Origin of the sequence: Blautia sp. MCC269 (genome assembly GCF_018785655.1) — a bacterium.
Taxonomy (GTDB): Bacteria; Bacillota; Clostridia; order Lachnospirales; family Lachnospiraceae; genus Blautia_A.
Map to the genome: position 1 here is coordinate 14,134 of NZ_WQQE01000051.1, position 14,575 is coordinate 28,708.

A 14,575-nucleotide genomic window follows, 5' to 3' on the forward strand; every position below is an offset into this window, starting at 1 on the left:
CCTTCTCCGGTATCAAAGTTTGCCTTTCCGTCGGTGAGAATCACAAGAATTCCCGGTTCTTCCGGATTCTTCCGTTTTTCTGTTTCCAGAACCTCTATGGCTTTCCGGTTTTCAAACACCACCATACCGGCCCGTTCCCGTTCACTGTACACCCGCTCCAGAATGGACAGCACTGCGCTTTTTACAAAAGTCTACTCACACAATACCTCTTTTGCCTGCGTACCATGCTTCCGGAAGGAATAACCGTAAAACAGATCCAGGATTGTCTGCTCATCCATTTCCGGATGGTCTTTTTGGAGTTTTTCGGCCATTTTTTCCGTAAAATAGTTCTGCTGCGGTGATTCCCCAAGAAGCAGGATCTGACGGAGCATGGCATTCAGATTGTCAATCAGGTATGGTTTCGCCCTGCCTTCTGTCCTCTCTCCCAGGCAGTCCTAGTTGATACCAGTCTCGGGTCAAACTGCACCAGATTCCGGCCGGAAGGCAGGATGTCCGGATTTTTCACCACATCACCAGCTGTTCCCACCGGAACATATCTGCCGTTTAATCCATGGAGCAGCCCACTGATTTCTTCTTGGCTGATCTTATGAAGTCCGTCCGTAATCAGGCTGTTTTCATATTCATAGAGCTGTTCTTCCTGAAAATCCAGATCCTTCTCTGAGCAGCTTTCTCCTGCATTTCTTTTAAGAAAGCCACATTTTCCAGACTGCACCCCGATATTTTCCAGAAGATCCCCGCAGCGCTCCGAAGCACTCTGAAGGCTTTCCCGGTATTCTCCGATCATCTCTTTCAGCTCCTGAAAATCCCCGTACAGATCACTCTTTTTCAGTTCCGGCGCCCGGTAACTGATCAGGGTTGCCAGGGAACGGCGTTTGGCAATCATGGCCTCCGAAGGATTTACAATATAATAGTAATAAAAATGAGGCACCGTACCGACCAGCCGGTCCGGCCAGCAGTCTCCGGTCATGCCATTCTCCTTTCCAGGAAGAAATTCCAACGTCCCGTGGGTTCCGAAATGAATGATGGCGTCCGCCTATGACAAACAGCTCCTGAAGTTCTTCCCCGGAACATTCCTCCGTATCATAACCGGCCTCTTTCAGCCCTTTTAACAGCTCCGCCGCCGATGCAAACGTATCCAGAAAAGCCCCTCCGAACACATTGCTCTCTCCCGGTGGATAATTATAGAACACAATGGCCAGATGTTTTTCACTGTTTTTCTTTTTCTGCAGAGCCAGAAGTCCAGAAAGTCTCCCATCCAGCGCCTGGATTTACTCCGTCTGCCATCTGCCATTCTTCCCCGGAAACCCTGGTCAGGCAAAAAGGTTTCAGATATGGAACATCCAGTTCTTTCAGAATTTCCACGGCCTGATCCGCGTCACCGCCCATGGGACCTGCCCCAAGCCGGAAAGGCATCAGGCTGATCACTGCGGAAATCGTAATTCCCGGCTGGTTCAGAAAAGCTTTCAGTTTTTTCAGATCTCCGTCCTCATTCTGGGAAAAAGCCACCGGCAGAATATTATATTTTTCTCCCAGTTTCTCTGCCACAGCCTGTACCACAGGGAGAAAATCATTGGGATAGGAATGGCCGTAAAAAAGAAGGGCTATGGTTTCCCGTTTCCGGTCATATTTTTTCTGTTTCCAGAACTTCGACGGATTATCTCAGGTTTCCAGAGAAAAAGGATCTTTCAGATAAATTCCGTATTCCATGGTACACGGCTTTTCTTTTGGAAGAAATTTCCGGCCGCCATACTGCCTGAGAATCAGATGCATAAAAGATTCCATATCCGTCCTGGTTGCCTGCTGCCAGTAATCCATCAGCAGAAACACATTTTTCATATCCCTGGTGATTCCAAAGGGCAGAATATTTCCCATCATCAGTGCCATCCGCCGCATCCGGTACATTTTCAGAAGTGCACTGCCGGAGGGCAGGTACCGAAACGGCTATTATCGTAAATTTCATATTTTTCTCCTGTCTGTATACATTCTTACCAGCATTCCTCCGCTATGCAAAGTATATCACAAAACATATGAAAAATCCCCCTGCATCCTGCTTTCTGTGCCAGGGGAAGCACCCGGCAGGACGAGGGGGAAAGTTAAACTTTATTTATTGGTTTTTCAGAAATTTATTTTACTTTTACAGTAACAAGAACGGTCTTGCTTCCTGCATTGTACCTGGTGGTTGCTTTGGAATAAATTTTCACTTTGACCTTATAAGTTCCTTTTTTCAGGCCCTTCTTCACGGTGATTTTTCCGTTTGTCTTATTTACGGTAAAGGCAGAGCTTCCGGATACTTTTGCATAAGTCAGAGTTCCTTTGCTGCTTGTGGAAGCGCCAAGTGTAAACACCTGGGATTTCTTACGCAGTGCGCTGTAGGAAATAGCCTTGGAAGTGATCTTTGTTTTCAGTACCGGAGTTGCCTTTGCAACCTTGATGGTCATGGTCTTTGTTGCTGCCTTGTAGCTTGTACTTGCCTTTGCGGTAATGGTAATCTTTACAGTTCCGACACCTTTGATGGTAACTTTACCTTTGCTGTCTACGGTAGCAATCTTTGTGTTGGAAGACTTGTAGGTCAGTCCTGTTTTTGCCTTTGCGCCAAGGTAGAATGCTTTGTCCCCGTATTTCTTGGAAACAACACCTTTGGTGTTCTTTACGGTAACAGTGATGGTCTGTGCTTTGATGGCTGACGGATCTGTCGGAGCTTTCTCTGTCTCTGCAAAATCCTTGTCATCTGCAGTTGTTTTCTTCAGTGTGGAGTAATCCAGTTTCAGGTAAACATTCTGCTTTCCGGTACCTGCGGTAATGGCATCCATAATCGGAACAAATACCTGCATCGGAACATATTCCCCATTTTCTTCCGTCATAGCCTCCTGGCAGAGCGGGAATGTTACATCATTCGGATAATTGGTTCCGAAGTCATCTTTCAGAGTCTTTCCATTTGAGAACTTCTGAAGGGAATCTACCTGAACCGGAAGCAGTGTACCGCTTGGCTCACCGGTCTTGGAAACGGTGTATCCGGTTGCATAATAGTTCAGATCCTTCAGGTAACCTTTCAGGGAACCAACCGTCAGGCTGTTGAAGTTCATGCTGATGTATGGAAGTCCATCTTTCATTACCAGTTTTACATTGTGGTTGATAGCATTGTTGCTCATGGACATATCCACTTTGTTTACCTTGACCATCTGGCCGTTTAATTTGTAAACGCCGTCGGAAAGTGTAGCAAGTTTGGTAGCGTTGGTACCCTCGGAAAGATTGTCAAGAGTATCCCAGTACAGGGTGATGGTAGAATTGATGTTAAATTTACCGTGGTCAAAGTTTACTCCGGAAACCTCGCCGTTGAGGTTTTTCATAGCTTCCACATAAAGGGATACGTTATTGACGTAAGTCTGGCTGATTCCGTCAAGCGGAACGGTGATATCTGTAACAACGGAGCAGTCACCGATGGTCGGTGCTGTCATCTTTTCTGTGGAATAAGTGACACCTTCCATGGAAAGAGCTTTGCTGGTATCTCCGTTTGGATAGTATCCATTATAGCCCAGAACGTACAGCGGCTCGCCGGTTGTTCCGGAAACCATCTTGTAGGTCAGCCACATTTTTCCGGCATCATCTACACGAAGATATGCGCCGGCTTTTTTGCTCTCGCCTACCAGACCGTGGTCTACCACATCAGTACGGTCTTTCATCTCAATGTAATAAAGTCCTGCAGCCGGTTTCTCAGACGGAGCATCCGGAATTACTTCCTGCTCGATCTTTACACCAAGTGCATTCATGGTTGCGTTTTTGATTGCGTTGGAAGAATAGGTAGCTCCGGTAACGGTATCCAGATCATTGAGTTTCTGGGCATCGTTCATGTAAAGGCCGGTAAGCTTCTCTTTCATTCCCTTTGTGCTTCCAAGGCCGTTGATTGCCTTGTTCAGGTACATCTGGTTATCATCTGCATGGGTTCCCTTGAAATCATTTCCTGCAAGAGCCACATCGGTAATTCGTCCGTCTTTTACTGTTACCTGGGAAGTTACGTTGTAGTTACCAAACTGCTCCACCTCTGCAGTGCTGACCTCGGTTGTAAAGTTCAGGGACGGATCGCCGGATTCTTTTTTTTCTGCATAATCAATCTGAAGGAAAGCGTCCGGCGCATAACCCATGGCATCTACATACATGCTTAAATACACGCCGTTATTGGAATAGGTATCTTTCGGGATGGTAAAGGAGATGGTTTCCGGAACATCATGGTTTCCGCTTCCGTCTGCCTTCGATACATTTTGTGTGGCAACCACATCTGCCGCAACGGTATCTCCGGATGGTTTGACTCCCTGGTAAACCTTGAAATCGTAAGCATAGTCTGTAAGGGTTCCTACGGTTACGCTTCGAAGGTTTGTGGAAATCTTCGCGGTTCCGTCTGCCTCAAAAGTCAGGGTTCCGAATTTTCCCGGGCATGCCACTGCCGCACTGTCCTGATCCAGGTTGTGGGCGTTCTTTAAAGTGAGCGGTACGATGTAAGTTTTTGTGGTGTCAAAAGATACGCCGTTGATGGTTACAGTTCTTTCTTCATCAGAAAAAACTGCGGTTCCGTCGCTGAGTCCGAAAGGATCTGCCGCTTCCTGAGAAATCTCCAGGGCATCTTCGCTCTGCTCCAGATCCTCTGTTTCTTCTGCATCGGCTTCTTCTGCTTCATTTTCTTCTGCAAAAACGTCCTCTGCCTCTCCCTCTGTCTCCGCTTCTTCAGCCAGGTCCTGTGCGTCTTCTGTGCTCTCTATCAGAGGCTGATCCTCTGCCATGGCTGTTACCGGAACCATGGAAGTTGCCATCATGGAGGCAAGAAGAACTGCAATTACTTTCTTTTTCATTCTTTTTCGCCTTTCTTTTATTTTTTGTGATACAAACCCGGGACAAACAGCCGCTTGTTGTCTCAGGCTAACTCTCTGTGGTTATTCTACCTGCAAGTGTTAGTCCGGGTCAACTGTTTTCTTAGGTTCGGTTCCCTCCGGGAACGGTTATGAATAGCAAAAAATACCGTAAATACAGGGATTTGCAGATTTTTGGCACAAAAAAAAGCCGAAATTTCTTCATTTCGGCCTTTAATACAACGCACCGGCTTTCGGGAGAAAAGCCGGTGCGTGCACATAAGTGAAATCAATGAATAGAAAGAATTTGTTTATTTAACTTTTACAGTTACGGTCATGGTTCTGCTGGCTGCATTGTAGTTGCCTTTTGCAGCAGATTTGATCTGAACTTTTACTCTGTAAGTTCCTTTCTTAAGACCTTTCTTTACAGTAAATTTACCAGTCTTGCTGTTTACTGTGATGGCAGAAGTTCCGGAAAGTTTCTTAAAAGTCAGAGTTCCTTTGCTTGCCACAGAAGTTCCAAGTGTAAATACCTGGGATTTCTTTTTCAGTGTATTGTAGGAGATCGCCTTGGAGCTGATCTTTGTTGTGATGGAGGGAGTCTTCTTTGCAACTTTGATCACAAGATCCCTGGTTGCTGCCTTATATGTGGAGGTCGCTTTTGCAGTCATGGTAATTCTTACTGCACCTGTACCCTTGATGGTAACTTTTCCTTTGCTGTCTACCGTTGCAACCTTTGTGTTGGAGGACTTGTAGGTCAGTCCGCCTTTTGCCTTTGCACCAATGTAGAACACCTTGTCACCGTATTTCTTTGTGACAGTACCTTTGGTATTCTTTACGGTAACGGTGATGGTCTGTGTATTCTTCTTCACAAGTTTGGCCTTCGCTGCTGCCAGAGACTTGGTTGCGGAAGTTACCTGAGCCTCGGAGTGATCCGCATTATTTAGGACTTTCTCAGCAGATGTAAGGGCTGTTGTGAATGTTTTGAATGTGGAAGCTGTGTAATCTGTGGATTTCAGCTTCTTGCCTGCTGTAACTGCGGATTTCAGAGCGCTGACGGATTTTGCGGTAGCTACTGCCTGAAGTTTTGCAACTGCGTCATTCAGCTCTTTTGCTTTCTGTGCAACAACATCACCCTGGATATCCTCATCTGCAGAAGCATCAATTTCATCGTAAACAGCTTTTGCTGCTGCGTAGCTTGCCTTGGTGTATGCGGAAGCATTTACCGCTTCGAAAGCTCTCATGGCTTTACCCAGGTCGTTAGCTGTAACTGTGAAGGTACGGTCACCGGTCTGGGTGATGGTGTACTGGGAGGTACGGGTGGAACCTTCGAGAAGGGCTTTCGCATCTACTGAGTTTCCATTATAATCAGTCTCTGCAATTGTCCAGGAACTATCCTGTACATGGGTAAGACCACCACCCATAACTGCATTCAGAGCAAATGTTCCACTGACTTTTGTTCCATTAGTAACGTATGCAGCACCAGCTGACATTCCCTGTAAATAATTTCCCACGCAGGTAATATTATCCAGAATAATTGTTGCGTTTGCTGCATTTCCTGCAAAAATACCATCTTCACTGACTACTTTTCCAGTCTTCTCAGCAGAACTGTCAATCACACGGCAGGTTCCTGCATTTCCAGTAATTCCTGACTCTGTTGTTAATACATGACCATTTAAATCAAATGTACAGTTTTTATAATATGAAACTGTTGATGTATTCACATCTTTATTTAATTTTACAGTCTGTCCAGCGGTTGCATAAGATAATGTAAGTGCAGCATTTTCTTCTGAAATCTGCTTTGCTACATTTCCATCCTTATCATAAACGGTTGCTACCGGATCTACTACTTCCGGCTCTTTTCCATCCATAACTGTCTGATAGCCTGCATATTCTCCTTCGGTTACATTCGCAAGAATTTTTCCTTCCGGTGTTATATATGCACCATCGATACTGCTTTCTGAACCTTTAAAATATCCGCCTTCAAGTCGAACCGGGAATCCCTGGGATTTTACAGCATAACCAGCTTCATTCTCATAGACACCATTTTTTACAGTCACAAGACCGGATCCTGTAATCTCCAGTGCTCCATAGTAATTTGCAGATGTTTTAGAAACGATATTTTCCAGCGTCACATCGCCACTTCCACCAACTGCAAGACCCCCAAAGTTGTCATCATGAATTGTCAGTTCGTCTGCATCAATAGTAGCCTTATTTGTTACTGTTGTGTTGGTTACTGTTGCAGAAGTACCACTTAAATTCAATCCTCCCAGATTACAGTTATTTATTGTTGTTTTTTCTCCTGTTCCACTGGAAACATAAACTCCTTTATCTGCTGTACAGGAATCCATAATAACGTCAATACCATTTTCCAGAGATGCAAAAGTAACATTCATCTCACCACCAATGGATGTATCTGTCTGTACAGTATTAATCAGAGTACAATTTGTCAATTTGACAGTTACACGTGGATTATCTTTCAAACTTGCCTGTGCACCACTGTAAACTCTGTTTCCAATCTGTCCGTCAATAACAACTCCTTCTGCTGTAAATGAACCTTTCTGTACAGAGATAGAAGTTGAGGAACGACTGCTTTCAGAATATTTCTCACGTGTGATTTTTCCTGTTTTTTCTGCACTGCTGTCGATTACAGTCACATCACCTTTAATCATAATCAGATTGTCTGCCTGCGCCAGCACATGACCATTAAGATCCAGTGTACCACCTCTGATTGCAAGATCTTCTGTCAGAGTAACATCCTCGTCTAATTTCACAGTGCTTCCAGCTTTCATGTTTTTCAGCTGAGTCAGAGTATCTGCTTTTACCACATATTCCTTCTCAACTGTAGAGGTTGCACTTGTGTCATTACTTACTTTTTCTACATTAGACCAGTCCAGACCAATGCAGGCATCCTGATTTACAGACATGACTTCAATATACATACGGGTAGCAACTACGTTCTGTTTCAGATCCGGAATTGTAAAACTGATCTGTGATGGTTTTTTCTTACCAGCCTGTACTTTTGATGCATCTACACGGGCTTTAAAGCGGGCTCCTGTAGTAGCATTTGCAGTTCCGTCCAGATAATCCTGTGTATTCTCATAGATCGTCCAGTCAGATGCTGCTCCTGTCATTCCCATCGCTGAAATTGCCTGTACTCCTGTTGTCAGTGTTGCGGTTCCATCTTCATGGATTACCAGAGTGGCATTTCCTGTAAAGCATCCTGCGGCCATGGAAACCTGGCTCATATAATTTGCAGAGGTATACTGATTGGTAGTTTCTGATTTTCCGCCATTCAAAAGTTCAATTGGAAGACTGTAAGTTCCAGGTGCCAGTTTCTTTTGAAAATTGCCACGGCCAACCGTAACCTCATTTGAAACAGGTACTAATTTTTCGATTGCTGTTTCAAGTTTTTCGATTGCATCGTGAACATCATCTTTATTTCCACGATTTTCAATTACTTCCTTAGCCGCATTGATAGTATTTGCCAGATTTGCAGCTTTCCAGCTCTCTGCTGTATAGTCGTTTTTATCTAAAGCTTCTGCCTGTGCAATTTTCTGTTCCAGTACTGTAGTATCATATTTTCGTACAAGCTGACCCATCCATGTATTCAGAGAACTTTTTGCTCTTCTGACTTTTGTTTTTGTATCACGGTTTGCAATGACTTCTTCTGCGGTGTCAATTGCATCCTGTACATATTTCCAGGTTTTCACTGTGTAATCTGTCTCGTTCAGCGCTTTTGCCTGTGCCAACACTTCTTTCAGCTCTGTCTGATCTCCGGCTGCAACCAGCTTGCCCATCGCATTTGTCAGCGCAGTAGCTGCCGCATCCACAGCCTCCTGAGATTCTTTTTTCTCAAGAGCCTCTTTTGCTGCTGCATTTGCAGTGTCAATAGCTTCCTTGTTTCCGTCCCAGGAAGCTTTTGTATAAGCCATCTCATCCAGGGCATCTGCCTGTGCGATGGCTGCTTCCAGTGCTGTGGTGTCTACACCAACCTGCTCTTTTTCCGCATTTGCATAGTCCACATTCATAAATGCATCCTGTATTGCATTCATAAGTTCAATGTACATGCTTACATAGACACCATCCTGTGTTTTATCCGGAATATCAAATGTGATGCTGTTTACATTTCCATCTTCATCTACAGTATACTCTGCATCCGTGGACTCTGTTTTTTCGGAGTTCTTGTAAACCTTCCAGTCTTTTGCATAAGCAACCTGTCCTCTGACATTGGCCGCCTGAATCGGAACCGTAAGTTTTGCACTTCCATCCTCAGCAACTACCAGAGTACCCTTTCCCGCAATGCAGGAAGCTGCCATAGATTCTTTTGTCGGATCACTTGCATTCATCAAAGTAACCGTTACCGCATAGGCACCTTTTTCCAGGCTGGTATTTGCGCTTCCAAATCCGGTCTGAACCGTATCAGAAACCGCATCTGCCGCTGCTTCCTGTACCACTGCATCGCCATCTGAGAAACCATCCTCTGCAGTAAGTTCCGCCGCATCCTCTGCATCCTGCAGTTCCTCCGCTGCCTGATCTGTATTCTCCTCAGTAGTAAGCGTAATATCCTCCTGCTCCTGCACTTCCGCCTCCGGAGCCTCACTTACCTCTTCTGCCTCTGTGTCAGGTGTTTCCGCAGAAACCTCATCCTGAAACTCCACATCAGCCGCAGATACCGGTACAATGGATGTTGTCGCAATCAGCGCTGCCATCGTGCAGGATGACAGACGAAGCCACAAATTCTTTCTTCTCATTTCTTTCCTCCTTATGTCGTACAAGGTGTCATACACCGTTCTTTTAAGTTACCCGGATAAACAGCCGCTTGTTATTCAAAGCTAACTCTCTGGTGACATTTTAATCATAAGTGTTAGTTCCGGTCAACTATTTTTTCTCCTTCCGTTCCCGGCAAGAACCGTTTCTGAAATCAGAAAAGCCTTTAAATATCAGCTTTTCCAGATTTTGAGTACAAAAAAAAGCCGAAATTTCTTCATTTCGGCTTTTAATCTGTGTACGAAAAATAATACTTAATATTCCTTCGCGGGGCGGTAGTGCTACGGCGGTCACATTTTCAATGCGAGAATACGCAGGGGGAAGGCCATCTCAGAGTTCCGTAAGCCCGAAGGCCCTCCCCCTGCACCCCCCACCCTCTTGGGCACGGAAGAAGTTCTTCGTTGTTGTATGCGTAACGTTATTAACTTTTATCTGTATGCTGCGATATTCAGAATGATACACTGTGCCGATCTGGGGCCTGGGTTCTTCGGTGTTCAGAATGATACAACGTGCCGATCTGGTTCTTAGATTCTTCGGTATTCAGAATGAAACGCCACGCCAATACAGCTACACTTTCATAATCACAGGACAGGACGCCAAGTCCACTTCCGTCCGCGGTTCTTTCTTATCGGTTGGATGCATCAGCCTGTGGGAGAGGATATCGATCTGGGCTGTTGCGTAGGAGGGGTGATTACTACTTGGACTGCGGGAGATGGCGTTATTGCGGCAGAGTCAGCTGTCTGAGCCAACGGCGAGTTCTGGCTCTGCCGCAATGATTTTAGCCAGCTCACGGAGTCCTAGTAGTATCCCCCGACGGAGTCCCTGCCCAGATCGATATCCTCTCCCGCAGGCGTCCGTTCGTCATCCATCCGTCCATACATCCTACATCCAAAACATCAAAAGCGCCGTACTCTCCGGCATATGTGCCTTCCCCACACTGCAAGTAACTGTAATCGGAACCATCCCCTTCACATTCCCCAGCCGCGTTTTCATAAACCGACATGCACTCAAAGGAATCCGAACCTTCCCCTCACGGATAGCCGCCTCATAAAGCTGCCCCTGATCCTCATACTTCAGAGAAGAAAGCCGTCCCCTCATATCAGCCCCGTCAATCCGCGAATGAGCATGCATCTCCCTGATAATCAGTTCAATCCAGTTCCCTCTGTTGTTATTACGGATACAGGCCAGATGCTCAAATCCATTATTCGCCATGGAAAGCCTGGTACCCTCCGAACCCAGCTGATAAATGGCAATCCCCACATCAAAGCGGCCCTTTTCCAGAACATTCTCCAGATAATAAGAAGTTTCCTCCTCCGCAATCTGCTGATTCCTGGACTCCTTTACCTGCCCGGAATTCCTGGTCATCGTCATAAGAAGACTGTAATCCACATTTTCAACCAGCTGCCTGGTCTTTTCCGTGATTTCCACCTCCGGTATCCCAATCCGCTCCAGATATAGTCCCACTTCCTTCAGAATCCTCTGATAAGTTCTAAGTGCTTGCGTTCCTTTTTCCGTAAATTCATAAGTATCTGTGAGATATCCCACGCCCATGCATTCCTTGAAGAAACGGCTGACAGGACCATGGCTGACACCGCAGGTATCCGCAATCAGCGCCACACTGCCTCTTTTTTTGCCGATTTTGGCAAGTTCTGTAAGATAACGGATCTGCAACATAGATGGATGCAGCAGATCTTCGGTATTTTCTTTTTCCATAATAACCTCCTACCAGATATGTACATCTAGCTCACGGCTGTTCCAGTCCATCGGTTTCTCTCCTTCTCTGGCAAAAGCAACCAGAGCGGTTCCCTCTATGACCGGATCGTGATGCCGGATAAAATATTCAAATATACCGGTAGGAATTACCGGATTTCCGTTTTCTCTGCGTGCTTTTGTCCAGCCGGTCTCCGGATCCATATACCAGAGCGCAAGTCTGTTCTCCTCCCCGGAAGTGCAGAACAGCTCAAAAAAGCTGTCTTCTTTTTTTACATGGAGACAGGTCTGTTCTTTATAATCTTTAAATTCACCGGCCAGCCTTCTGGGGCATGTTTTTTCCATGTAATAAATGCCCATCATAAAAGGATAGTCTCCCGGCTCATAGCGGTACCGGAGATCTGTATTTCGCATCACTCTCTCAAAAGTGCTTCCATAATTAACAAAATTGCAGATCTGCTGTACCGTCTCCTCGCTTGCCACATGTTCCATCCTGCAGGCGTCTTCTTCCGCAGTACTGCTGCCTACACCAACATACTGCAGAAACTGGGTAAAGGTTTCATGGCGGTGCCGACACTCCTCTCCCCGGATTCGGCCCAGTTCTGTAAGACAGACGTAGGCGTTTTTTTCTTCCATTTTTACGTAACCCTGAGCAGCAAGCTGTTTCAGATAAGCCAGCACCTCCCGCCTGGTCATCTCCATCCGTCCACAGATCTCTGGGATGGTGATCTGTGCACTTTTTTTCGCAAGAAAACAGAGCTCTTCCAGCATATCTTCCTCGGTTTCCCGCCGGGAAGAAGGCATACTGTGGCCCAGTTCTTCTGTAAACTCTTGATTCTTTTTCATTGTTTTTTCTTTTCTGAACTTCATTTATATTTGCGGCTGTGTTAGTTTAGTCTAATTCATTATAGGAGATGGCCCACACCGCTGTCAAGAGGGTAAAAAAATCCCACCAGACAGATTACAGTGGAGGCTGTAATTTGACTGGTGGGTTTTTAATTATACTCTCGGCTTCACACCTTTGGTGTCTCTCTTGGCAAGTTTGACTTTATTCAGCACATACTGCTTGTCATGATAGGTAATAGCGTATTCCTGGCGGCTTTCCAGGAGGTAGGCATGGTGGATGCGGTCTTCGCCGGTAAGCTTCATGCCGCGGACGCCCATGGCGTTTTTCTTGGTGACAGAAATCTCGGTTTTCATGATGCGGAGGAAGTAGCCTTTTTCTGACTGGAATACTACCTGATCCATCTCGTCTGCCGCACCTACGAATACCAGACGGTCATCTTCCATAAGCTTGGTGGAAACAATGGTACGTTTGGAAGCGCGGAACTCGTCACCCTTTACCAGCTTGCACATACCATTTTCTGTAACAAAAAGTACTGTGGAAGCTGCTACCTGGCTCAGCGGAGCCACATAGAGGATCTGCTCGGTAGTACTGTCATAATTACCCAGATTGTCCGCAGGAACTCCCTTGTCGCGGAAACGCACCAGCGGAATATCCTCTGCTTTCACTGTATGAAGCTTTCCGGTATCTGTAAAAATACAGATCTTGTCCGTGTTCATGCAGATAAACACGTAACGGCTCTCTGCATGGGCAGCTTCTTTGTTTCGCTCATAGGCGTTCTTGTCAATAAGGCGGATATATCCGAAACGGTCCATCAGGAAGCAGACTTCTGTCTCTTCCATCTTCTTCTCTTCGTAAACCGCTTCCTCTGCATTCTCTATGGAAGTCTTACGTTTGCTGCCGTATTCCTTCTTGATCTGATCCAGTTCTGTCATGATCACAGCTGCCATGGAATCATAATTGTTCAGAATATCCTCATACCTTGCAATATTCTTCATGGTCTCCTCATGCTCTTTCATCAGGGCATCGATTTCCAGTCCGATCAGTTTATAAAGGCGCATATCCAGAATGGCTGTGGCCTGCTTCTCTGTAAATTTCAGGGCTTTTGCCGTTTTTTCGGAAGTCTTGGTTTTAAATCGGATTCCTTCCGTAATGCCATCTGTAAGGCATTTTTTTACCTGGTCACGGCTCTTACTGCCACGGAGAATCTCGATGATCAGGTCGATAACATCGCAGGCTTTGATAAGGCCTTCCTGGATTTCCCGTCTTTCCTGCTCCTTTGCAAGAAGCGTGGTATATTTCCTGGAATTGACTTCAAATACAAAGTCTACGTGATGGGCGATGATCTGCTTCAGTCCCAGTGTTTCCGGTCTTCCGTCTGCAACTGCCAGCATGTTGACACCGAAGGTATCCTCAAGCCTGGTCTTCTTGTAGAGCATGTTGGTAAGGTTCTCCACATCTGCGTCACGCTTCAGTTCCAGAACAATACGGATTCCCTCCTTGGATGACTGGTTGGAAATATCCACAATGTCCGTTGTCTTCTTGGCTTCTACAAGAGTTGCGATATCGTTGAGGAATTTTCCGATGTTGGCACCGATCATGGTGTAAGGGATCTCTGTGATCACCAGCTGCTGGCGGCCGCCTTTCAGCTTCTCCACTTCCACACGTCCGCGGATACGAAGCTTGCCGGTTCCGGATTCATAGATCTTTACAAGGTCGTCCTTGTTTACTACGATACCACCTGTCGGGAAATCCGGTCCTTTCAGATAGCGCATCAGGCCTCTGGTACTGATATCGTTATTTTTCATGTATGCCTTCACTGCATCCACCACCTCGCCCAGGTTGTGAGGCGGAATGCTGGTGGCCATACCTACGGCGATTCCGTCTGCTCCGTTTACAAGAAGGTTCGGGATACGCACCGGAAGTACCACAGGCTCTTTCTCTGTCTCGTCGAAGTTCGGCATAAAGTTCACAACGTTCTTATCCAGATCTTCCAGAAAAACTTCCTGTGTCAGCTTCTCCAGCCGGGCTTCTGTGTATCGCATGGCTGCAGCTCCGTCTCCCTCGATGGAACCGAAATTTCCATGTCCGTCAACCAGTGTGCGGCCTTTTTTGAATTCCTGTGCCATTACTACAAGGGCATCATAGATGGAGCTGTCTCCATGTGGATGATATTTACCCATGGTATCTCCTACGATACGGGCACATTTACGGTACGGGCGGTCGTACCGGATACCCAGCTCGTACATATCGTAAAGAGTACGGCGCTGTACCGGCTTCAGTCCGTCACGTACATCCGGCAGCGCTCTGGAAATGATAACGCTCATGGCGTAATCGATATATGATTTCTGCATGATCTCCGCATAGTCTGTGCGGATGATATTGTCCTGTTTCGTATTCATAGTTTATTCTC

Annotated in this window: 8 protein-coding genes and 2 pseudogenes; all 10 read right to left on the minus strand. The window is 46.1% G+C overall.

The window, feature by feature from the left end; all coding sequences use genetic code 11:
• Positions 1-191: 191 nt before the first annotated feature.
• The 10 genes and pseudogenes from GPK88_RS15890 to GPK88_RS15935 all read right to left on the minus strand — a co-directional run bounded on the left by GPK88_RS15890 (position 192) and on the right by GPK88_RS15935 (position 14,564).
• Positions 192-371, minus strand: coding sequence for a hypothetical protein (locus tag GPK88_RS15890; RefSeq protein WP_173763069.1), 180 nt, complete (start codon positions 369-371; stop codon positions 192-194).
• 17 nt (positions 372-388) lie between these two features.
• Positions 389-967, minus strand: coding sequence for a cobaltochelatase subunit CobN (locus tag GPK88_RS15895; RefSeq protein WP_173763068.1), 579 nt, complete (start codon positions 965-967; stop codon positions 389-391).
• Positions 968-1,085: 118 nt separating this feature from the next.
• Positions 1,086-1,268: pseudogene (locus GPK88_RS19800) on the minus strand (cobaltochelatase subunit CobN); the annotation flags it as partial.
• Positions 1,207-1,629 (minus strand): annotated as a pseudogene (locus GPK88_RS15905) (cobaltochelatase subunit CobN); the annotation flags it as partial. The pseudogenes GPK88_RS15905 and GPK88_RS19800, both read right to left, overlap by 62 nt.
• A 30-nt stretch (positions 1,630-1,659) precedes the next feature.
• On the minus strand, positions 1,660-1,884 hold the full coding sequence (locus GPK88_RS15910; protein WP_173763067.1) for a hypothetical protein: 225 nt from the start codon (positions 1,882-1,884) through the stop codon (positions 1,660-1,662).
• A gap of 239 nt (positions 1,885-2,123) precedes the next feature.
• Positions 2,124-4,841 carry an immunoglobulin-like domain-containing protein gene (locus GPK88_RS15915; protein WP_173763066.1) on the minus strand — a complete coding sequence of 906 codons (2,718 nt, stop codon included), beginning with the start codon at positions 4,839-4,841 and terminating at the stop codon, positions 2,124-2,126.
• Positions 4,842-5,149: 308 nt separating this feature from the next.
• On the minus strand, positions 5,150-9,592 hold the full coding sequence (locus GPK88_RS15920; protein ID WP_173763065.1) for an immunoglobulin-like domain-containing protein: 4,443 nt from the start codon (positions 9,590-9,592) through the stop codon (positions 5,150-5,152).
• 898 nt (positions 9,593-10,490) lie between these two features.
• A complete protein-coding gene (locus GPK88_RS15925) occupies positions 10,491-11,321 on the minus strand; it encodes a hypothetical protein (protein ID WP_173772491.1) in 831 nt (276 codons plus the stop codon).
• 9 nt (positions 11,322-11,330) lie between these two features.
• On the minus strand, positions 11,331-12,164 hold the full coding sequence (locus GPK88_RS15930; RefSeq protein WP_173763063.1) for a metal-dependent transcriptional regulator: 834 nt from the start codon (positions 12,162-12,164) through the stop codon (positions 11,331-11,333).
• 153 nt (positions 12,165-12,317) lie between these two features.
• Complete coding sequence (locus GPK88_RS15935) at positions 12,318-14,564, minus strand: DNA gyrase/topoisomerase IV subunit A (RefSeq protein ID WP_173763062.1); 2,247 nt, start codon at positions 14,562-14,564, stop codon at positions 12,318-12,320.
• Positions 14,565-14,575: the final 11 nt, after the last annotated feature.

Bases quoted from the DNA above. Each gene is read 5' to 3' on its own strand.
- GPK88_RS15890 (WP_173763069.1), bottom strand. From the start codon at position 371: ATGCTCCGTCAGATCCTGCTTCTTGGGGAATCACCGCAGCAGAACTAT.
- GPK88_RS15895 (WP_173763068.1), bottom strand. From the start codon at position 967: ATGACCGGAGACTGCTGGCCGGACCGGCTGGTCGGTACGGTGCCTCAT.
- GPK88_RS15910 (WP_173763067.1), bottom strand. From the start codon at position 1,884: ATGGCACTGATGATGGGAAATATTCTGCCCTTTGGAATCACCAGGGAT.
- GPK88_RS15915 (WP_173763066.1), bottom strand. From the start codon at position 4,841: ATGAAAAAGAAAGTAATTGCAGTTCTTCTTGCCTCCATGATGGCAACT.
- GPK88_RS15920 (WP_173763065.1), bottom strand. From the start codon at position 9,592: ATGAGAAGAAAGAATTTGTGGCTTCGTCTGTCATCCTGCACGATGGCA.
- GPK88_RS15925 (WP_173772491.1), bottom strand. From the start codon at position 11,321: ATGGAAAAAGAAAATACCGAAGATCTGCTGCATCCATCTATGTTGCAG.
- GPK88_RS15930 (WP_173763063.1), bottom strand. From the start codon at position 12,164: ATGAAAAAGAATCAAGAGTTTACAGAAGAACTGGGCCACAGTATGCCT.
- GPK88_RS15935 (WP_173763062.1), bottom strand. From the start codon at position 14,564: ATGAATACGAAACAGGACAATATCATCCGCACAGACTATGCGGAGATC.